The 20,918-nt window shown below is 46.8% G+C and carries 17 protein-coding genes; 15 read left to right on the top strand and 2 right to left on the bottom strand.

Features of this window, described 5'->3' with window-relative positions:
• Positions 1-99: 99 nt before the first annotated feature.
• The 14 genes from DW205_RS06075 to DW205_RS06145 all read left to right on the top strand — a co-directional run bounded on the left by DW205_RS06075 (position 100) and on the right by DW205_RS06145 (position 16,720).
• Positions 100-1,245: an OmpA family protein gene (locus DW205_RS06075; RefSeq protein ID WP_005857701.1), complete on the top strand. Its 1,146-nt coding sequence runs from the start codon at positions 100-102 to the stop codon at positions 1,243-1,245.
• 96 nt (positions 1,246-1,341) lie between these two features.
• Positions 1,342-2,739, top strand: a complete 1,398-nt coding sequence (locus DW205_RS06080) for an undecaprenyl-phosphate glucose phosphotransferase (RefSeq protein WP_005862993.1) — start codon at positions 1,342-1,344, stop codon at positions 2,737-2,739.
• A gap of 69 nt (positions 2,740-2,808) precedes the next feature.
• The gene (ruvX, locus tag DW205_RS06085; protein ID WP_008772415.1) at positions 2,809-3,231 is read left to right on the top strand and encodes a Holliday junction resolvase RuvX; all 423 of its coding nucleotides are present in this window, start codon (positions 2,809-2,811) and stop codon (positions 3,229-3,231) included.
• A gap of 3 nt (positions 3,232-3,234) precedes the next feature.
• Positions 3,235-3,792 carry a peptide deformylase gene (gene def / locus DW205_RS06090; protein ID WP_005857695.1) on the top strand — a complete coding sequence of 186 codons (558 nt, stop codon included), beginning with the start codon at positions 3,235-3,237 and terminating at the stop codon, positions 3,790-3,792.
• A gap of 20 nt (positions 3,793-3,812) precedes the next feature.
• A complete protein-coding gene (locus DW205_RS06095) occupies positions 3,813-5,360 on the top strand; it encodes an acyl-CoA carboxylase subunit beta (protein WP_005857693.1) in 1,548 nt (515 codons plus the stop codon).
• A 12-nt stretch (positions 5,361-5,372) separates the two neighbouring features.
• The gene (locus DW205_RS06100) at positions 5,373-5,705 is read left to right on the top strand and encodes an acetyl-CoA carboxylase biotin carboxyl carrier protein subunit (protein WP_005862991.1); all 333 of its coding nucleotides are present in this window, start codon (positions 5,373-5,375) and stop codon (positions 5,703-5,705) included.
• Between the two features lie 41 nt (positions 5,706-5,746).
• Positions 5,747-7,870, top strand: a complete 2,124-nt coding sequence (locus tag DW205_RS06105) for a tetratricopeptide repeat protein (RefSeq protein ID WP_005862989.1) — start codon at positions 5,747-5,749, stop codon at positions 7,868-7,870.
• Positions 7,871-7,960: 90 nt separating this feature from the next.
• Entirely contained in the window at positions 7,961-9,910 is a 1,950-nt protein-coding gene (gene thrS, locus DW205_RS06110) for a threonine--tRNA ligase (protein ID WP_005862987.1), read from the top strand.
• A 40-nt stretch (positions 9,911-9,950) separates the two neighbouring features.
• Positions 9,951-10,577, top strand: coding sequence for a translation initiation factor IF-3 (gene infC, locus DW205_RS06115; RefSeq protein ID WP_005862985.1), 627 nt, complete (start codon positions 9,951-9,953; stop codon positions 10,575-10,577).
• A gap of 55 nt (positions 10,578-10,632) precedes the next feature.
• A complete protein-coding gene (gene rpmI / locus DW205_RS06120; RefSeq protein WP_005857684.1) occupies positions 10,633-10,830 on the top strand; it encodes a 50S ribosomal protein L35 in 198 nt (65 codons plus the stop codon).
• Positions 10,831-10,936: 106 nt separating this feature from the next.
• Complete coding sequence (gene rplT / locus DW205_RS06125; RefSeq protein WP_005857682.1) at positions 10,937-11,281, top strand: 50S ribosomal protein L20; 345 nt, start codon at positions 10,937-10,939, stop codon at positions 11,279-11,281.
• Positions 11,282-11,885: 604 nt separating this feature from the next.
• Positions 11,886-12,131 (top strand): RNA-binding protein, encoded by a 246-nt coding sequence (locus DW205_RS06135; RefSeq protein ID WP_005862983.1) that lies wholly within the window; start codon positions 11,886-11,888, stop codon positions 12,129-12,131.
• Positions 12,132-12,258: 127 nt separating this feature from the next.
• Positions 12,259-14,436, top strand: coding sequence for a family 20 glycosylhydrolase (locus DW205_RS06140; RefSeq protein WP_005862981.1), 2,178 nt, complete (start codon positions 12,259-12,261; stop codon positions 14,434-14,436).
• A gap of 40 nt (positions 14,437-14,476) precedes the next feature.
• A complete protein-coding gene (locus tag DW205_RS06145) occupies positions 14,477-16,720 on the top strand; it encodes a GH92 family glycosyl hydrolase (RefSeq protein ID WP_005862979.1) in 2,244 nt (747 codons plus the stop codon).
• Between the two features lie 93 nt (positions 16,721-16,813).
• Here DW205_RS06145 and DW205_RS06150 read toward each other — a convergent pair whose 3' ends face one another.
• Positions 16,814-17,740, bottom strand: coding sequence for a magnesium transporter CorA family protein (locus tag DW205_RS06150; RefSeq protein ID WP_005862977.1), 927 nt, complete (start codon positions 17,738-17,740; stop codon positions 16,814-16,816).
• Between the two features lie 324 nt (positions 17,741-18,064).
• The gene (locus DW205_RS06155; RefSeq protein WP_005862975.1) at positions 18,065-19,252 is read right to left on the bottom strand and encodes an immunoglobulin-like domain-containing protein; all 1,188 of its coding nucleotides are present in this window, start codon (positions 19,250-19,252) and stop codon (positions 18,065-18,067) included.
• A gap of 90 nt (positions 19,253-19,342) precedes the next feature.
• Here DW205_RS06155 and dnaB point away from each other — a divergent pair, with 90 nt between their 5' ends.
• Positions 19,343-20,860 carry a replicative DNA helicase gene (dnaB, locus tag DW205_RS06160; RefSeq protein ID WP_008772408.1) on the top strand — a complete coding sequence of 506 codons (1,518 nt, stop codon included), beginning with the start codon at positions 19,343-19,345 and terminating at the stop codon, positions 20,858-20,860.
• Positions 20,861-20,918: the final 58 nt, after the last annotated feature.

Raw genomic sequence — 20,918 nt, forward strand, 5'->3', positions numbered from 1 at the left:
CAATTTGAAGATTTTATTTGTTGTAATTACAAAAAGAGTTAATTTTGTGCCAATTTTAAGATATTAGGTAATTGATTGTTTAATTAAAATGTTGAAAATATGAAGACTAAGGTTTTACTTTTAGCTTTGTTATCAGGTTTTGTATTCTCTGTGGCAGCACAGGAATATCAACCGCAGGTGGGGTTCAGCAATGAGGCTGGTTATAAGACTAATTTCAAGAAGAATAAAGCTCGCGACAATTGGTTTATTTCAATTGCGGGTGGAGCCAGCGTATTGTTAGGAGACCAAAATGGAGAGGCTGATTTCAAGAATCGTTTAAACTTCGCTCCACAAGTATCTTTTGGTAAGTGGTTTAATCCGTATTTAGGATTCCGTACCCAGTTAAATGGTGGTATTATCCACGGTTTTGAAGGTGATGGCGCACAGTTTATGCAACATAATAAATATGTAGCCGCTCACGTAGATTTGTTGTGGGATGTTACTAACTTCTGGGCTCCTTACAGAGAATCTAAAGTGTTCCGCTTGATTCCTTGGGTCGGTTTTGGTTATGCGCAGCGTTTCAAGACTACAGAGTCTTATGATCGTCCAAGAACGGAGTCTCCTACGTTGAACGCTGGTATCTTAACCGCTTTCCGTTTGAGCAAACGTGTTGATTTGAATGTTGAGATCCAAGGTTCTTTGTTGAACGAGCAGTTTAACCGTGTCGAGATGAATCACCTGACAGATGGTATCGTTCAGTTGAGCGCTGGTTTGACATTCAAATTGGGTAAGACAGACTTCGAGGTATTGGAGCCGATGGATTACGCTTTGTTGAACGACTTGAACGGCCAGATCAACTCTTTGCGTGCTGCTAACGATGAGTTGAGCAAACGTCCGGTTTCTTGCCCTGAGTGCCAAGAGACAGTTACTGAAGTTGTAAATAACTACGTTGACAATGTGGTTTATTTCCGCATCAACAGCGCTAAGATCGACAAGAACCAGCAGATCAATATCTATAACACAGCTGAGTTCATGAAGAACAACAACGCTCCGATCAAGGTAGTTGGTTACGCTGACAAGAAGACGGGTACTTCTGATTATAACATGGGTCTTTCTGAGAAACGTGCTAGAGCGGTCGCTAAGGAACTTATCGATAAATACGGTATCTCTTCTAGCCAGATCACTATCGAGTGGAGAGGTTCGGACGAACAACCTTATGGCGAAAATAGCTGGAACCGTGTAGTAATTATGAGCGCTAATAATTAATTTACGAATTAATACTTTAAAAAGGCCGTACTTCTAAGTGCGGCCTTTTTTTTGCGCCGAAAAATACTTACTTTTGTGAGAATTTATCGAATTGCTATGATATTGAACAAAAAACATGGTTATTTAATCCAATGGCTGATTGGTGTAGGAGATTTGATCGTATTGAATCTCTTGTTTATGGCCGTTTTTCATCTGCTTGGCCCGAAATACACGGAAGCGATATCCTATAATTTGAGAGAGGTTATTTTGTTATTGAATTTCTGTTATTTCTTCTCTTTATATTTTATCCCGATTCAATTGCATCAGGCGGTCGTGTTTATCGACAAGATTGTGCAACGGGCGTTCGGATTGGTTACCGTACTTATCTTTTTATTCGCTACTTGCTTGATCTTCTTGAATGTAGGGGATATTCTGGCTACCTTCCTCTTGGTCTATTACGGGGTTTCTATCATCTTGTTTTCGCTTTGGCGGGTTTTTGTGCGCTTATCCTTAAAGTTTTATAGGCGAAAAGGCTATAACTTTAAGAAGGTGGTGATTGTGGGTGCGGGAAAGAATGGTATGGAGCTTTACCAAGTTATGAAAGATGATTTGAGCTATGGGTTTAGTGTAAAGGGGTTCTTTGATGACAATGACTCGTTGAAAGACGTTTTACCTAATTATTTGGGTAAGACGAGTGAGGTGGAAGCGTATGTGCTGGAGCATGATATCGATGAGATTTATTGTACCTTGCCGGGTACGAACAACGGAAAGATCGTACGGCTTCTGAATTTCGCCGAGAAGAAGATGGTGCGTTTCTATATCGTGCCCGAGTTTTACCGGGATGTAAAGAAGAGTATGGTGATGGAGGTGATGGAATCGATCCCATTGCTGACGGTCCGCCGGGAGCCTTTGCAATCCGCCTATAACCGGTTCTTGAAACGGACGTTCGATATATTTTTCTCTTTGGTGATTTTGCTCACGATTTATCCGATCCTGTACATCGTGGTCGGTATAATGATCAAGTTAAGCTCACCCGGCCCGATCTTGTTTAAGCAGAAACGTACGGGATTGTATGGGCATGACTTCGAATGTTTCAAATTTCGTACGATGAAGGTGAATGCGCAGGCTGATACCTTGCAGGCCGTTAAGAACGATCCTCGGAAGACCCGGATCGGCGATTTCTTGCGCCGGACGAATCTGGATGAGTTCCCTCAGTTCGTGAACGTCTTGCTGGGCGATATGTCCGTGGTAGGCCCTCGTCCGCATATGTTGAAGCATACCGAGCAGTACTCGGCGTTGATCGATAAGTATATGGTGCGGCATTTGGTGAAACCGGGAGTAACGGGGTGGGCGCAAGTCACCGGTTACCGGGGTGAGACCAAGACGCTGGAGCAGATGGAAGGACGTGTGAAGAGAGATGTGTGGTATATAGAGAATTGGACGTTTTTCCTTGATTTAAAGATTATTGTGGTTACGGTACTGAATATGTTCAAGGGAGAGAAGAATGCGTATTAATCCGATTTGTTGCACACTTTTTGCGGATTTGTGTAATCTGTATTTATATTTATGCTATATTCGCGCTCGATGGGAAGAATAATTGCAATAGATTACGGCCGGAAACGTACGGGGATAGCCGCTACGGATATTTTACAAATGATCGCTAACGGCGTGGCGACAGTCCCAAGTGGAGAGGTTGTGAAATACCTGTCGGATTACATATCGCGGGAACCGGTGGATTTATTTGTGGTCGGGCTTCCGAAGCAAATGAACAATGAGCCTTCTGAGAACATGAAGTATGTGGAGGCGTTCGTGACCCATCTGAAAAGGACGATACCAAGTATCCCGGTAACTTATTACGACGAGCGGTTCACGTCGGTCTTAGCTCATAAGGCCATGTTGGAAGGCGGTTTAAAGAAAAAGAAACGGCAAGATAAAGGATTGGTCGATGAGATTAGCGCCGTTATTATTTTGCAAGCTTATTTAGAAAGTAAAAAATATCAGTTATAACTTATGATTTTACCCGTATTTTTATATGGTCAGCCCGTACTAAGAAAAGAGGCTGAGGATGTACCTAAAGATTATCCCGACTTGAAACAGTTGGTTGCCAATATGTTTGAAACGATGTATAATGCCGATGGGGTAGGACTTGCCGCTCCTCAGGTGGGCTTGTCTATCCGTTTGGTGGTTATAGACGGTGATGTGATGGGAGATGACTTCCCTGAATGCAAGGGTTTCAAGCGTGCGTTGATTAATCCCGAGTTCTTGGAACGTAGCGAGGAGGAAATAGCTATGGAGGAAGGCTGCTTGAGCCTGCCGGGTATACACGAGAAAGTGTCTCGCTCGAAAACGGTTCGTGTGAGATATTGGGATGAGAATTGGGAGGAGCACGAGGAAGTGGTGGAAGGTTTCGCCGCCCGTATTGTGCAGCATGAGTGCGAGCATCTGACGGGGCATGTCTTTATCGACAATGTCTCCGCTATTCGCCGTCAATTGAACAAAGGCAAATTAAATAGTATTATTAAAGGGACGGTTCGTTGCTCTTACCGGGCAAAAGCCGTTGGTAAATAATAAATCTATAAATAATCAATATGACAGATTTAAGTAAAAACATTGAGGCCCTCAGGGAAAAGAAAGCCGTTATCGAGATGGGCGGTGGTGAGGCTGCTATCGAAAAGCAGGTGGCGATGGGTAAGCTTACTGCCCGGGAGCGTATCTTGGCTTTGTTGGATAAGAACTCTTTCCATGAGTATGACATGTTCGTGAAACACGATGGCCGTGATTTCGGTATGGAGAAGAAGGTTCTGCCGGGTGATGGTGTGGTTACCGGTACGGGTACGATCTTTGGTGCCCCGGTTTGCATCTATGCGCAGGACTTTACGGTTGCCGGTGGTTCGTTAGGTTTGCAGCATGCTCGTAAGATCACCAAGATCATGGATCATGCGTTGAAGATGAAATGCCCGATCATCGGAATCAATGACTCGGGTGGCGCGCGTATCCAAGAAGGTGTTGGTGCTTTGGCTGGTTATGGTGAAATATTCTATCGCAATACGATCGCCTCGGGCGTGATCCCTCAGATTTCCTTGATCCTCGGTCCTTGTGCCGGTGGTGCCGTTTATTCTCCGGCGTTGACGGACTTCGTGTTTGTGGTTGAGAACATCTCTAAGATGTTTATCACGGGACCGAACGTTATCAAGACCGTGCTGGGTGAGGATATCTCTATGGAAGACCTTGGTGGCGCACGTGTTCATGCGGAGACTACAGGTAACGCTCATTTCTATGCCTTGAGCGAGCAAGAATGTTTCGATCAGGTGAAACGTTTGGTTAGCTTCATCCCTTGGAATAATCAGGAGCGTGCGAAAGTGGTTGAGCCGAAAGAGCCGTCCGCTATGCTGAATATCGAGCAAGTAGTTCCGGCGGACCCGAAACAACCGTATGATGTGCGAGACGTTATCAGATGTATCGTCGATGACTCGGACTTCTTGGAGATTCAAGAGTTGTGGGCCGCTAATATTGTGATCGGTTTTGGTCGTATGGCAGGAGAAACGGTAGGTTTCGTTGCCAATCAACCGATGGTTTTGGCCGGCGTGCTTGATTGTGATAGCGCTGACAAGGCCGCTCGTTTCATCCGTTTCTGCGACTCATTCAATATTCCTATCATCACGTTGGAGGATATGCCGGGTTATCTGCCGGGCGTAGATCAAGAGCATGCGGGTGTGATTCGTCATGGGGCTAAGGTTCTGTATGCGTATTCGGAAGCTACTGTTCCTAAGATCACGGTTATCTTGCGCAAGGCGTACGGTGGAGGTTATATAGCTATGAACTCCCGTCACTTGGGCGCTGACTTCATGTTCGCTTGGCCGAGTGCGGAGATCGCTGTTATGGGTCCGGAAGGCGCAGCTAACATCATATTCCGCAAGGAGATCATGGAGGCGGAAGATCAGAACGCTATGCGTCAGGAGAAGGTGAAAGAATATATCGAGAAATTCGCGAACCCGTACGTGGCGGCTTCCAAGGGATTTATCGACTCTGTGATCGAACCGAAAGAAACCCGTTCATTATTGCTACACGCACTGAAGCTTTCCATTCTAAAAGAGGAATACAGACCGGCCAAGAAGCATGGTTTGCCTCCGTTCTAAATTGATGAGAGTATGGAAAAGAAACACCAGCAAGAAGAATATGTAGACTTTGTGGTGACGGCACGTAAATATAAGACGTTGCTGACAGCGAAGTATAAGAACCGACCGATGTGGCATAAGCCGTCGGCTGGTGACGTGGTTTCTCATCTTCCCGGAACGATTATCAAGATTATGGTAGAGGAAGGACAGGCTGTGGAGGCCGGGCAACTTCTGCTAATCCATGAGGCGATGAAAATGCAGAACCGGGTGGTCGCTCCCATATCGGGAGTCGTTGTCGAGCTCAATGTAAAAGAAGGTGATAAGATAACGAAGAATCATTTAATGGTAAAAATAGAGTCTAAGTAAGATAATTTACTTATTTTTGCCTCTCAATCATTTTTAATAGGATGAAGAAGGCAACACTCTTTTTGATATTACAGATATTTACGATTTCGCTTTTTGCGCAGATTAATACGGACCGTGTATTGGCCATTGGTAGGAACGCCCTTTATTTTGAGGATTATGTTCTTTCCATTCAGTACTTCAATCAGGTTATCAAATCCAAACCTTGGTTGGCGGAACCCTATTTCTATCGTGCGGTGGCGAAGATAAATCTGGACGATTTTAAGGGGGCCGAGGAAGACTGTACTTTATGTCTTCAGCGGAACCCTTTTTTAACGCAAGCGTATTACGCTCGCGGCATCGCCCGTCAAAGTCAGGAGAAATACGACGAGGCGATCGACGATTACCAGAAAGGACTTGAGTTCAAACCCGAGGACCGGCAGATGCTGGTGAATATGGCGGTGGCTTTTATCCAGAAAAAAGACTACAACGGGGCGGAGAAGACATTCGATGATTTAATGACCGCCCATCCGAAATATTCCATGAATTATATGACACGGGGCGCTATGTATCTGGAGAAAGGGGATACGTTGAAAGCCTTGGCCGATTATAATAAGGCGATCGAGATGGATCCTTATTATGCGCCGGCGTATGGCAATCGTGCGATCCTTCATTATCAAATGGATGATTACAAGGACGCTTTGGCCGATTTGAACGAGGCTCTACGTCTGGATACCCGTGAGAGCGGATATTATATTAACCGGGGGCTAGTTCGTTATCAGATGAATGACTTGAGAGGTGCGATGGCCGATTACGATCAGGTGATCAGCATGGATAGCCGGAACTTGATCGCACGGTTTAACCGAGGTTTGCTTCGGTTCCAAGTCGGGGATAATAACCGGGCTATCGAGGACTTCGATGTCGTTATCCAGCAAGAGCCAGATAACTATATGGCTTATTACAACCGTGCGTTGCTCCGTTTCGAGACGGGCGACTACCGGGGGGCCGTGCAGGATTACGACGTGGTCTTGAAGCAATATCCTACTTTCCTGCCAGGCTTTGTGAGCCGTTCGGAAGCAAAGCGTAAGCTGGGGGATAACGTGGGGGCAGATCGTGATTATTGGGCAGCCATAAAGATGGAGGAGCAGGCCAAGAACGGACAGCTCCCGAAGACATCGTCTTCTGGCTCCAATACAGCGGTGAACGGAGATGCCAAGACGGACGATTCGGAGGAGAATACTCGTGAGCAATCCGATAAGAATATCAATAAGTTCAACCGCTTGGTGGTATACGATAAGGAGCAGGAGCGTAAAAGTAAATACCAAAGTGAGGTCCGTGGGCGTGTACAAGACCGGAATGTCCATGTGGATCTGGAACCCCAGTTTGTCTTGACCTATTACGAGAAGGCGGATCCCGTAAAGAAACTTGTTTATTACGACAAGATGGTGGAGGATTACAATGGCCAGATGGTCTTGAAGCGTAAATTGCGTATCACGAACGAGGAGGCCGCTTTGACTGAGGACCAAATCGCCGTGCATTTCGCCTCCATCGACGAGTATTCGGCGGAGATCGAGCGTGATCCGAACAACGCTAACGCTTATTTTGGCCGTGCGATGGACTTCATGTTGGTGCAGGATTTCTCGGAGGCGATCAAGAATTTCTCGGAAGCGATCGAGCGAGACCCGTCGTTCACGATGGCTTATTTCAATCGTGCCGTGGAACGTTATAAGCAATTGATGTACACCCAATCCCAGCAGGCTAGCAAGGATACGTACGACTTGAGTGGCTCGGGAATGAACTTGAATATTGGTAAGTCCGCACAGTCGCAGGTAAACGCCAACACCTCGGTGGACCTCCGTAGCGCTATGCTGAAGGATAATAAGCGAGCCTATGAGCATGAGCAGATCATGAGGGATTACGATATGGTGATCAAGCTGAACCCGGGTTTTGTGTACGCTTACTTTAACCGTGCGAATCTGCGTTGCGCCCAGCGTGATTTCCGTGCCGCTATCGTTGATTACAACGAGGCGATCGAGCGGGACCCTGAATTTGCCGAGGCTTACTACAACCGTGGGTTAGCCCGTCTGTCGCAAGGTGACGTGAACCGGGGCATCGCCGACTTGAGCAAGGCAGGGGAATTGGGTATCTACAACGCCTATAGTATCATCAAGCGAATGACAAGCCGGTGATAACGCAAATTATTCGAGTTAAATGTTTCGCTGATAGAAAAGAAATATTAACTTTGTGGGCTGAATATAAAGAATTTTAGAGAATAGAATATGATAAAGATTACATTTCCGGACAATTCCGTAAGAGAATATGCAAAGGGAACGACTGCTATGCAGATAGCGGAAAGCATTAGTTCTCGTTTGGCACAGGAAGTCCTAGCCGCAAGCGTGAATGGGGAGGTTTGGGACTTAAGCCGTCCTATCAACGACGACGCTACGGTGAAACTTTTGAAGTGGGAAGACGAGGAAGGTAAACATGCGTTCTGGCATTCCAGCGCTCACCTTATGGCAGAGGCTTTGCAGGAATTATATCCGGGTATTAAATTCGGTATCGGTCCGGCGATCGAGAACGGTTTCTATTATGACGTGGATCCGGGTGAGGCCGTGATCAAAGAGGGTGATTTCGCTGCTATCGAGGCTAAGATGCTTGAGCTGGTAGCCAAGAAAGAAGAGATCAAACGTCAGGACATTACCAAGGCGGATGCCATGAAGATGTTCGGCGATAGAGGTGAAGAGTATAAAACAGAGCTTATCAGTGAGTTGGAAGACGGTACGATCACTACCTATACGCAGGGTTCTTTTACGGACTTGTGTAGAGGACCGCACTTACCGAATACCTCTTATCTGAAAGCTGTCAAGATATTGAGCGTAGCCGGCGCTTATTGGCGTGGCGATGAGAAACGCAAGCAATTGGTTCGTTTGTATGGTATCACTTTCCCGAAAAAGAAGATGTTGGATGAGTATCTGACATTGTTGGAGGAGGCCAAGAAACGTGACCACCGTAAGATCGGTAAGGAGATGGACTTGTTCATGTTCTCCGATACGGTAGGTAAGGGCTTACCGATGTGGTTGCCGAAAGGTACCGCCTTGCGTTTGCGTCTGCAAGAGTTCTTGCGTCGTATCCAAGCTCGTTATAATTATCAAGAGGTAATGTGTCCGCCGATCGGTAATAAATTATTGTATATTACCTCCGGCCACTACGCTAAATACGGAAAGGATTCTTTCCAACCGATCCATACACCTGAGGAGGGTGAGGAATACTTCTTGAAACCGATGAACTGTCCTCATCACTGTATGATCTATAAAAACTCTCCTCGTTCGTATAAGGACCTGCCGTTGCGTCTCGCTGAGTTCGGTACGGTTTGCCGGTATGAGCAGAGCGGAGAGTTGCACGGATTGACCCGTGTACGTAGCTTTACGCAGGATGATGCTCATATCTTCTGCCGCCCCGATCAGGTAAAGCAGGAATTCTTGAACGTAATGGACATCATCTCGATCGTATTCAAGACGATGAATTTCGAGAACTTCGAGGCTCAGATCTCCTTGCGTGACAAGGTGAACCGTGAGAAATATATCGGTAGCGACGAGAATTGGGAGAAGGCTGAGCAAGCGATTGTAGAGGCTTGTGAGGAAAAAGGCTTGAAAGCTAAGATCGAATATGGAGAGGCCGCTTTCTACGGTCCGAAACTCGACTTCATGGTGAAAGACGCTATCGGCCGCCGTTGGCAGTTAGGTACGATTCAGGTAGACTATAACTTACCGGAACGTTTCCAATTGGAATATACGGGTGCCGACAACCAGAAGCACCGTCCGGTTATGATCCACCGTGCGCCGTTCGGTTCCATGGAACGGTTCGTTGCCGTATTGATCGAGCACACCGCCGGAAAGTTCCCGTTGTGGTTGACTCCGGAGCAGGTATGTATCATGCCGATCAGCGAGAAGTTTAATGATTACGCTTGGCAAATCGCACGTGAGTTAGGTAATCAGGAAATCCGTGCTATCGTAGATGACCGAAATGAGAAGATCGGTCGTAAAATTCGTGACAATGAATTGAAAAGAATCCCTTATATGCTCATCGTTGGAGAAAAAGAAGCAGAAAATGGTGAAGTTTCTGTAAGAAAACAGGGCGAAGGTGATAAAGGTTCGATGAAAATTGCTACCTTTGCAGCGCTTTTGAATGGCGAGGTAGAGGAAATGATGAATCGCTGGCAAAAAAAGTAATGATTAAATAACTAATAACGAGGAGAATAAATCTTTTTGAATGAAGAATGACAATCTGAAAGAACAGTATAGAATCAACGAACGTATTCGTGTTCGTGAAGTTCGTTTAGTAGGTGACAATATTGAGACGGGTGTTTATCCGATCGCTCAAGCGCTAAAAATAGCGGAAGAGCAGGGGATGGATCTAGTCGAGATTTCACCAAATGCTGCGCCCCCCGTTTGTAGAGTAATCGACTACCAGAAATTCCTCTATCAGCAAAAAAAGCGTCAGAAAGAGCAAAAAGCGAAATCTGTGAAAGTGGTCGTGAAGGAGATTCGTTTCGGGCCTCAGACAGATGATCATGATTACAATTTTAAATTGAAGCACGCTAAGGGATTTTTGGAGGAAGGTTCGAAGGTCAAAGCCTACGTGTTCTTTAAAGGCCGTTCTATCCTTTTCAAGGAACAGGGAGAAGTCCTGCTGCTTCGTTTTGCCAACGATTTGGAGGATTATGGAAAAGTAGAGCAGTTGCCGGTATTGGAGGGAAAACGTATGATTATCATGCTTACTCCGAAGAAAGCGGGCACTGGTTCAGCCCCGGCTACGGTCGCAGCTCCGAAAGTTGTAAAGAAAGTGATCACGACACCTAAGCCTAAAAGCGAGGGTGATAAGAAAACAGAAGAATAAAATCCGTCCCTGATAGAAGGGAGGTTAAGTTTAATAATTAAAATATAATTGGAAAATGCCTAAGATGAAGACTAATTCCGGTGCCAAAAAGAGGTTCGCCCTTACCGGATCAGGAAAGATCAAAAGAAAACACGCTTTTAAGAGTCATATCTTAACAAAGAAGACTAAGAAGCAAAAGAGAAATCTTACTCACACGGGTTTGGTAGCTAGTGTTGACGTAAGCAACGTAAAGCAGATGCTTTGCATGAAGTAATCTTTATTCATTAAGCGAGTTTTATAACGATTTTTATTAACCGAATGCATTTAGCAATCAAGTTCATCCTAAGAGATGACGCTAACATTCAAAACAGATTAGAATTATGCCTAGATCAGTAAATCATGTTGCTTCAAGAGCAAAAAGAAAACGGATTTTAAAACTAACCCGTGGTTATTATGGTGCACGTAAGAACGTTTGGACCGTAGCGAAGAATACATGGGAAAAAGGTTTGACTTATGCTTTCCGCGACCGTCGTAACAAGAAACGTAATTTCCGTGCTTTGTGGATTCAGCGTATCAACGCTGCCGCTCGTATGGAAGGTTTGTCTTACTCTCGCCTAATGGGTGCTTTGCACGCTGCCGGTATCGAGATCAACCGTAAGGTTTTGGCAGACTTGGCCGTTAACCATCCGGAAGCATTCAAGGCTATCGTAGCTAAAGTAAAATAAGATTTTTGCTATATAGTTAATAAAGAGCCTCCCCGAAAAGGAGGCTCTTTTTTTGTTGTTTTTGTTTGGTTATGTCGATACGATTACATATCTTTGTAACAAGAAAAAGATAAACAGGGAATGAGTTAAGCCGCACTTGTTCGATTGGGAAACTCATCAGTTTATTTTAATTCCGAGACATAGCTCTTGTCGCCAATGGCGGGCCGCGCCCTTCGGGGTATGCTTAGCACGGCGGATTACAAAGGTGGCAAAGCACTCAAATCCTGTCATACGGAGTTTGTTCACATCTACAGTGCGGCTTTTTCAAATAGGGAAGAGGATCTTTAATTAGATTCTCTTCTTTTTTATGCGGTTCACGCAGGTAGTCTCGTTAGCTCATATAAGTAGTCTTCTGAGGATAAAGTGAATTATTTTGAAAATAAATTAGGTTTTATAGTTGGTAATCCAAAAAGAATGCTTTCCTTTGTGCCAACAAACAAAAGATAGTTTGTCTTGCTCTTTATCTTCGAGTTTCTATTCTCAGTAATGATAATATATTCTTCTAGAAATCGATCTTCACTAACATCACTTGTTTTATTATTAATTTATTTTTAATTTTTTTCGTATGAATATTTACATTGGAAACTTGAGTTATCGAGTAAGAGAGTCTGATTTGCAACAAGTATTAGAAGAGTATGGTGTTGTTGATTCAGTAAAGTTAATTGTTGATCGTGATACTAGACGTTCTAAGGGTTTTGCTTTCGCTGAAATGCCTAACGTAGACGAGGCTCAAAAAGCTATCGAGGAATTAAACCAAGCTGAGTACGAAGGTCGTCAGATGGTTGTAAAAGAAGCAATTCCTAGACGTTAATTTTAGAAGATATACATCTTAAAATAACTCTGAAGCGGGGAGACGATAGTCTTTCCGCTTTTTTGATATTGTCTATTATTGTTGTATATTTACACACCAAGAATAACACAACTAAAAAATAAGTATTATGACGTTGCCAAAACGGTCTTGCATGAAAGTAACCGGACTTGCTCTCGCTTGTTCCTCGCTACTTTTTTCCTGTGCTCCCAAGGAGGTTCCGCAGGTGAATTTAATCCCTAAGCCGGCCCATATCGAGGTGACTGGCGGTTATTTCAAAGTAGATAGTAATCTCGTATTCGGGAATGATCAATCGGGTACGATCCGTTACGTGGTCGATGAGTCTTTCAATGGCGGAAATCCGGAGGGATATGCGTTGAATGTGACCAAGAAGGGGATCGAGTTGAGAGCCGCCTCTAAATCCGGATTGTTTTACGGGGAACAAACGTTGCGCCAGCTGTATACGTCGAAAGGGATTCCTTGCGTATCGATCCAAGATAATCCCCGTTTCCCGTATCGTGGCTTGCATCTGGATGTCTCCCGTCATTTCTTCCCGAAAGAGGAGGTGATGAAGTTATTAAACGTCATGTCTTATTATAAATTGAATACGCTTCATATACATTTAACGGATGCCGGTGGTTGGCGTATCCAGATGGATAAATACCCGAAACTGACTACGGACGTGGCTTTCCGTACGGAATCCGATTGGCAGAAATGGTGGGATGGAAAGGATCGCAAGTATCTGCCGGAAGGAACTCCGGGGGCATATGGCGGTTATTTTACGAAAGAAGATATCCGTGAGATCGTGGATTACGCTACGGCCCGGCATATTAATATAATACCGGAAATCGAATTCCCGGGGCATTCGGACGAGGTGTTCGTGGCGTACCCGGAGTTGAGTTGTGCCGGCAAACCTTATACGACGGGTGATTTCTGCATCGGCAACGAGAAATCGTTTACGTTTATGGAGGATGTATTGTCCGAGGTGATCGAGTTGTTCCCTTCCGAATATATCCATATCGGGGGAGACGAGGCCGGGAAGGGAGCTTGGAAGACCTGCCCGAAATGTCAAGGCTTGATGCGCCGGAATGGGATGAAGGACGTGGATGAGTTGCAGAGCTATATGATTCATCGTGCCGAGGAATTCCTGATTTCCAAAGGCCGCAAATTGATCGGTTGGGATGAGATTCTGGAAGGGGGCTTGGCTCCGGAGGCTACCGTCATGTCTTGGCGGGGCGAGGAAGGGGGAATCAAGTCCGCCCGCATGGGACACGACGTGGTCATGACACCGGGTGGTTATATGTATTTCGATTTCTATCAAGCCGATCCGAAGACACAGCCGTATGCCATCGGCGGTTATACGCCGATCAAGCGGGCGTACAGTTATAATCCAGTGCCTGTGGATTCGTTGACTGCCGAGGAAAGTAAGCATATCCTAGGGGTGCAGGCGAATACATGGACGGAGTATATCAAGGATGAGAAACATTTGGAGTATATGATGTTCCCTCGTGCCTTGGCGGTCGCCGAGATCGGATGGACTCCGCAAGAGGATCGTAGTTGGGAGGATTTTAAGCCTCGTATGAACGCGAATATCCCGGTTCTGCAACGGATGGGTATCAATACGTTCACGCTCTCGGACGAGATCGAGACCACGATGGAGGTAGATACCTTGCGGCGAGAGATCAAGGTCATGTTGGATGCGGAGAAATATCCGGCGGAGATACGTTACACGACAGACGGCTCTATTCCCGCCGCCTCTTCCCGGGTCTATAACGGCCCGATCGTGGTGAAAGACTCCGCTGATATCAAGGCCGCTATTTTCCGTGACGGGCAGCTTCAAGGAACGCCTACCGAGAAGAAGGTGGATTATCACCGGGGTATCAATAAGCCTATACATTATAATAGTAAGCTGTATAGCGGTTATATGGCGGGTGGCATGAACGCCTTGCTGGACGGCTATAGGGGAGGCTTGACTTATCTGGACGGCCGTTGGCAGGGTTATTTGAATGACTTGGATTGCGTGGTGGACATGGGCGAGGTGACGGATATCCATAAGGTATCGTCCCGCTTTATGCAATTGATCGGCCCGGGCGTGTACCAACCGGGAGAGGTGGAGTTGCTGACATCGGAAGACGGGGAGAGCTATATCTCGCAGGGAGTTATCCCTACTACGATATCCAATACGGATAAAGACCTGTCTTTTCAGGAATATACGTTTAACGGCGATTGGAAAGCCCGTTATATCCGTATCAAGGCAAAAGAGGCAAATAAGGGTTTCATCTTCACGGATGAGATCGTGATCTGGTAAGTATGAATCAATTAATTATCAACTAAAATACATTTATCAAATGAAGAAACAGTTAATGACCTTCCTGTTGTGTGGCAGTCTGTTCGCTACGGCGCAGCAACCGGTAGATTATGTGAACCCCTTCATCGGTACGAGCAATTACGGTACGACGAATCCCGGTGCGGTTTGTCCGCAGGGTATGATGAGCGTGGTTCCTTTCAACGTCATGGGGTCGGAGAAGAACCGTTTTGACAAGGATAGTCAATGGTGGTCTACTCCTTACTCGGCAGACAATAAATTCTTTACGGGATTCGCCCACGGCAGCTTGAGCGGCGTGGGATGCCCGGAGCTGGGAGGTTTGCTATTGATGCCGACGACGGGCGAGTTGAACGTGGACTATAAGGCTTACGGCAGTGAGTACAAGGACGAGGTGGCTCATCCCGGTTATTATAGCAATACCTTGACCAAGTATAATATCAAGGCGGAGGCTACTGCCAGCATGCGTACGGGCTTGAGCCGTTTTACCTTTCCGAAAGGGGAGAGCCATATCCTCTTGAACCTAGGCGAGGGCTTGACGAACGAGACCGGCGCTACGGTACGTATCGTGAATGATACGGAGATCGAGGGGAGTAAGCTTTTAGGTACGTTCTGCTATAATCCACAAGCCGTATTCCCGGTTTACTTCGTGATGAAGGTAAACAAGGCCCCGAAGAAGATGGGTTATTGGAAGAAACAACGTGAGATGAAGGGGGTAGAGGCCGAATGGGATATCTACTCCGGCAAGTATAAGTTATATACCAGTTATACCCGTGAGATGAGCGGAGACGACATCGGCGTATGGTTCGATTATGATACGGACGAGGGCGAGGCTATCGAGGTGAAGATGGGTATCTCGTACGTGAGCATCGAGAACGCCCGCCTGAACATGAATACGGAGCAGCCCGGCTTCGATTTCGACAAGGTCCGTACGGCGGCTAGCACGATGTGGAACAAGGATCTTTCCAAGGTACAAGTGGAAGGAGGTACGAAAGACGAGAAAACGATATTCTATACCGGTATGTATCATTTGCTGATCCATCCGAATATCCTGCAAGACGTGAACGGCGAGTACCCGATGATGGAGAGCCTGAAAGTAGGCCATACCACCGGAAACCGTTATACGGTCTTCTCCCTGTGGGATACGTACCGCAACGTAAGTACCCTGATGACCTTGCTCTATCCGGAGCGTCAATTAGATATTATCCGTACGATGCTGGATATGTACCGGGAAAACGGTTGGTTACCGAAATGGGAGCTTTACGGACGTGAGACCTTTACGATGGAGGGCGATCCCTCGATCCCGTATATCGTAGACGCATGGATGCGCGGCTTGCGTGACTTTGATGAGCAAACCGCTTATGAGGCGATGCGTAAAGGCGCTACTACCCCGGGAGAGTTCAACCTGCTTCGTCCGGACGCGAACGATTATTTCAGCAAGGGCTATGTTCCTTTGCGTGAGCAATACGATAACTCCGTATCTCATGCGCTGGAATATTATATCGCCGACTGGAACTTGGCTAATTTCGCTCAAGCCTTGGGTAAGAAAGAGGATGCCAAGTTATTCCGTGACCGTTCTTTAGGTTACAAACATTATTATAGCAAGGAGTTCGGAACGCTGCGTCCTATCTTGCCGGACGGCACTTTCTACTCTCCGTTCGATCCGAAACAAGGCGAGAACTTCGAGCCTAGTCCCGGTTTCCATGAAGGCAACGCATGGAATTATACGTTTTATGTTCCTCACGATATCAAGGGACTGGCCAAATTGATGGGAGGCGATAAGAAATTTGTCGATCATTTGCAGAAGGTATTCGATGACGGCAATTATGATCCCGCCAACGAGCCGGATATCGCTTATCCTTATTTGTTTAGTTATTTCAAGGGAGAGGCTTGGCGTACTCAGAAGTTGGTCCGTCAGTTGTTGAAGGATTGCTATCATAACGCCCCGAACGGTGTCCCGGGTAACGAGGATACAGGCACTATGTCCGCTTGGGCTATTTTCTCCATGATGGGCTTCTATCCGGCTTGTCCGGGCGACGTGAACTATGTATTGACTTCCCCGACTTTCGATAAGGTTACGATCCAGCTCGACAAGAAATTCTATCCTAAAGGCGAATTGGTAATCGAGTCTAAGCATAGTAATCCGGAAGCGATCTATATCAAGGACGTTTTCGCCGGCGATAAAAAGCTAAAGGGCTACACCATCTCGCAAGAGGACTTGGTAAATGCCGGAACCTTGCGTTATATCCTCGAGGATACGCATAAGTAAGCCAAGATAAAGATATACCGAATTTGATATTTACCGGACGCAGATGACACCGACAAGCACGGGTGATCTGCGTCCGGTTTATTTTTTGATATCCTAAAACCATTTGATCTTCCTGAATATAAAAAAGGCCGTAGCGGATAGCAAGATCGAGAGCAAGATGATAACCACGAAACCATGCGGCATATCCTCCATGTAGATCGGGACGTTCATCCCGTAGAAGCTAGCGATTAATGTCGGAACCATTAAGATAATGGAAAGTGATGTCATACGTTTCATGATCGTGTTCACGTTGTTGGAGATGATAGAGGCGAAAGCGTCCATCGTACCCGTAAGAATATCGCTATAGATATTTACCGTGTTATGGGCCTGCTTCAACTCGATCTCCACGTCCTCCACCAAATCCTTGTCGATATATTCCGGCTCTTGGAAAATATTCTGGAGCTTGGCCAGCATCACCTCATTCCCGCGGATGGAGGTGTTGAAGAATACCATGCTCTTCTCCAGCTTCATCAACGCTAGCAGATCCTCGTTGCGGATGCTTTTCTCCAACGCCTTTTCCGCCTCGGTGACGGCGTAATTGATTTGTTTCAGGTATTTAAGGAACCATACGGCCGATGAGTGGATCAGCCGGAGGATCAACTCATACTTGTTTTTAATCTGGAGTTCCTTCCGTTGGGTATAACGGATGAAATCGGGGATCAAGTCCGTCTTATGGTAACATACGCTTACGATGATCTCATTGTTCGTGATGATACCGATCGGCACCGTATTGAACGGGATGTCATGATCTTGGTTCTGCAACGGGATACGTAAGATGGTAAGCAACCAATTCCCCTCGTACTCGATACGGGGACGTTCGTCCGTATCGGCTATATCGCTCAAGAATGATTCGGGTACGTTAAATCGATCCATCAAGAATTGAAGATCTTCGGGAGTCGGGCACTCTACGTTTACCCAACTGTTAGGAAGCCATTGGTTCTTCTCCACATAACCGGCCTCACAATAAAGAAATTGTCTCATTATTGCCTCCTTTCGTGTTTAATCCGAGCAGAGGATCAATGAAACCCTCCGCCTCGTTAGTTCATACTCTGTTCTGTTTCTAGCGGGATACTGTCGTCCATAATTTGAAAATTACTTTTTACGGCGCAAAGATAATACTTTTTTACGTAAGTAAAGTTATGTCGCTGTATGCTGACAGCAATATTGTTGCCAGTTTACGTTAGCATAGGCTTACTTCTCTGAGAGTATTGCGATACTTCTGGTAATAGTACTGGAGTACTTTCATGGAAGTACCCGAGTACTGCCTAAGAAGTACTCCAATACTTCTTAGGCAGTACTGACCGTTTATTCAATCCCGCATTTCCCCTCTTCGTTGAAGTAGAAGAAGAGCCCGGTATCTATGCTGACCGGACCATGGATACGGTTTACGGCGGGTTCCCATGCGGGCATCAACCGGAGTACCCGTAAGGCTTCATCGCGGAACTCATCATAGGTTTTCCCCGTATCGCGAGGATACAGTATATTCTCGGGTAGGCTTACGGGATTCTGTAACATTCCTAAGGAATCGATCGTGAAGGAGTAGAAGAGTCGTACCTTCGTGCCCGTACCTTTATAAGATTCGGGATAACGCAGGTTTTGTTCGAAGAAACGGATCATGGCTTCTCTTCCTCCCTTGAACTCGGCCATGGGGCGAGGCTCGTGGAGCCGGCTGGCGAAGCGTGTGTATTCCTCATAATCTTCCGGGTTATCGGATAGGTAGAACGTGGCGGCCAAAGGATAATGGACGATGCCGGCGCCCTGTCCGGTGATGACGGTCTTGCGCACCCGGTACAATCCCGGAGGGTTTTCCTTGAGCTCAGGCATCAAGGTGGCCGAGAAATCGTCTCTTGTCTGGTTAGGAAAGATCGGATAGCCGAGAGCGACGAAGGCGGTGGGTTGCGGGATTCCTTTCCATGCCCTCCCGTCGAAACGCTCGATGAAATACTCTTCGCCTCCCATCCCTTCCAGGTCGGTATGGTTGGTGATAGCGATCTCGATCCGCTCGATGTTGGTTGGGTAGACGTTCGGTCTTACTCGCATGGAGAAGTGGGTGGTGTCCATGCTGATAGCTTCCTCGGGTGGCCGGTCGTAAGGGCCTCCGCCGATCCGGATGAGGGGTGAATTGAATACGTAAGTCTTGAAAGCCTCCACATACTCCTTCTCCGCTATGATAAGCTGTAGGAAGACGGAGTCGTCCGTGTTCCAGAGGGAGGTCAGGTTGCCGCGGATCTTCCGGAGATGCGGGGGAAGGGTATCGTATTCCTTGCCGAAGAACAATTCTATGCTGTCCCGTATCTGCTTGGCGGTCCATCCTTCCGTGGAAACTGAAGATGCGGCATGGGTATCAGTCGGTAACGGTAGGGAATCTTGCCGTGCTATGGATTGGGAGTCGGCTGAGTAGTCGCTACTGTTTTCCCCTTTCTTTTGTTTGGTATGGCAGCCGTATAATAGGCAACCTCCCATGATAACTAATCCGATAAAATACGCTTTCATGATTCGACAGGTTTTAATTCCTAAATATAAAGAATCTTTTTCAGAAATGGGTAAAAGATATTACCTTTGACTCCCCAAATAGAAAGAATGATGGCAGAAGGAACAAGAAATACAGGAAGAGGAAGGAAAAAGCCTGTGGAGATGCTCCCCGATATGGGGCGTCTTCAGCCACAGGCCCGTGAGTTGGAGGAGGCTGTGTTGGGTGCGTTGATGCTGGAGAAAGACGCGTACTCGATCGTCAGCGAGATCTTGAAGCCGGAATGTTTCTATGAGAAAGCGCATGAGAAGATTTATGCCGCTATCGTAGACTTGGCGTTGAGCCAACGTCCCGTGGATATGCTTACCGTAACGGAGCAATTGAAGAAACGGGGAGAATTGGAGGATGTAGGCGGACCGTTCTATATCTCTCAACTTACCAGCAAGGTGGCCAGCAGCGCCCATATCGAGTATCACGCCCGTATCATCGCCCAGAAATATCTGGCGAGGGAGTTGATCTCTTTCACGGCGATGATCCAAGGAAAGGCATTTGATGAGACGCTCGATGTAGAGGACCTGATGCAAGAGGCGGAGGGTAAGTTGTTCGAGATCTCTCAACGTAACGTAAAGAAGGATGTCACCCAGATCAACCCCGTCATCAAGGACGCTATGGAGATGTTGCAAAAGGCGGCCCTCCAGAAGGAAGGTCTGAGCGGATTGCGTACGGGCTTCGAGGGCTTGGATAAGATGACTTCCGGTTGGCAGAATTCAGACCTTATCATTATCGCCGCCCGTCCGGCCATGGGTAAGACGGCCTTCGTCCTTTCCATGGCGAAGAATATGGCGGTGAATTTCAATACGCCTGTCGCCCTGTTCTCGCTCGAGATGAGTAACGTGCAGTTGGTAAACCGTCTGATCGTGAATGTCTGCGAGATACCGGGCGAGAAGATCAAGAGCGGACGCTTGGAGAGTTACGAGTGGGAACAGCTGGATTTTAAGATCAAGGAGCTTTACGACGCCCCGATCTTCGTGGACGATACCCCGAGCTTGTCCGTCTTCGAGCTGCGGACGAAAGCCCGTCGTCTGGTGCGTGAGCATGGCATTAAATGTATCATTATCGACTACCTTCAGTTGATGAACGCCAGCGGTATGAACTTCGGTAGCCGTGAGCAGGAGGTGAGTACGATCTCCCGCTCGTTGAAGGGATTGGCCAAGGAATTGAATATCCCGATCATCGCCTTGTCGCAGTTGAACCGTGGTGTGGAAGCCCGTCAAGGCGTGGAAGGTAAGCGTCCGCAGCTAGCCGACTTGCGTGAGTCCGGAGCTATCGAGCAGGATGCCGATATGGTATGTTTCATCCACCGTCCCGAATATTATAAGATTACGGAAGATGAGCGGGGAAATTCTCTGATCGGTCTTGCCGAGATCATTATCGCCAAGCATCGTAACGGTGCCGTGGGGGATGTCCGGCTGCGCTTTAAGAGCGAGTTCGCCAAGTTTATGAACGTAGAGGAAGATATAGCGGTAAGGGAATTCTCCTCGACCATGAACGGTGGAGACCCGATGCCCCCGATCCCATCGGCGGGAGCTGACTTCTTGAGTCAAGGTAGCAGTAACGAGGTTCCGTTCTAATATAGCATGAATGAGCGAAAGAGGCGAAAACGTTTGCGGTAGATTTTTCGCCTCTTCT

Source organism: Parabacteroides sp. AM17-47 (genome assembly GCF_003434625.1).
Lineage (GTDB): Bacteria > Bacteroidota > Bacteroidia > Bacteroidales > Tannerellaceae > Parabacteroides > Parabacteroides distasonis.

Excerpts from the sequence above, each read along its gene's own strand:
- DW205_RS06100 (WP_005862991.1), top strand. The coding sequence starts at position 5,373 with ATGGAAAAGAAACACCAGCAAGAAGAATATGTAGACTTTGTGGTGACG.
- def (WP_005857695.1), top strand. The coding sequence starts at position 3,235 with ATGATTTTACCCGTATTTTTATATGGTCAGCCCGTACTAAGAAAAGAG.
- ruvX (WP_008772415.1), top strand. The coding sequence starts at position 2,809 with ATGGGAAGAATAATTGCAATAGATTACGGCCGGAAACGTACGGGGATA.
- DW205_RS06155 (WP_005862975.1), bottom strand. The coding sequence starts at position 19,252 with ATGAAAGCGTATTTTATCGGATTAGTTATCATGGGAGGTTGCCTATTA.
- rpmI (WP_005857684.1), top strand. The coding sequence starts at position 10,633 with ATGCCTAAGATGAAGACTAATTCCGGTGCCAAAAAGAGGTTCGCCCTT.
- DW205_RS06145 (WP_005862979.1), top strand. The coding sequence starts at position 14,477 with ATGAAGAAACAGTTAATGACCTTCCTGTTGTGTGGCAGTCTGTTCGCT.
- DW205_RS06075 (WP_005857701.1), top strand. The coding sequence starts at position 100 with ATGAAGACTAAGGTTTTACTTTTAGCTTTGTTATCAGGTTTTGTATTC.
- DW205_RS06095 (WP_005857693.1), top strand. The coding sequence starts at position 3,813 with ATGACAGATTTAAGTAAAAACATTGAGGCCCTCAGGGAAAAGAAAGCC.
- DW205_RS06135 (WP_005862983.1), top strand. The coding sequence starts at position 11,886 with ATGAATATTTACATTGGAAACTTGAGTTATCGAGTAAGAGAGTCTGAT.
- DW205_RS06080 (WP_005862993.1), top strand. The coding sequence starts at position 1,342 with ATGATATTGAACAAAAAACATGGTTATTTAATCCAATGGCTGATTGGT.
- DW205_RS06150 (WP_005862977.1), bottom strand. The coding sequence starts at position 17,740 with ATGAGACAATTTCTTTATTGTGAGGCCGGTTATGTGGAGAAGAACCAA.
- DW205_RS06140 (WP_005862981.1), top strand. The coding sequence starts at position 12,259 with ATGACGTTGCCAAAACGGTCTTGCATGAAAGTAACCGGACTTGCTCTC.
- DW205_RS06105 (WP_005862989.1), top strand. The coding sequence starts at position 5,747 with ATGAAGAAGGCAACACTCTTTTTGATATTACAGATATTTACGATTTCG.
- rplT (WP_005857682.1), top strand. The coding sequence starts at position 10,937 with ATGCCTAGATCAGTAAATCATGTTGCTTCAAGAGCAAAAAGAAAACGG.
- infC (WP_005862985.1), top strand. The coding sequence starts at position 9,951 with ATGAAGAATGACAATCTGAAAGAACAGTATAGAATCAACGAACGTATT.
- thrS (WP_005862987.1), top strand. The coding sequence starts at position 7,961 with ATGATAAAGATTACATTTCCGGACAATTCCGTAAGAGAATATGCAAAG.
- dnaB (WP_008772408.1), top strand. The coding sequence starts at position 19,343 with ATGGCAGAAGGAACAAGAAATACAGGAAGAGGAAGGAAAAAGCCTGTG.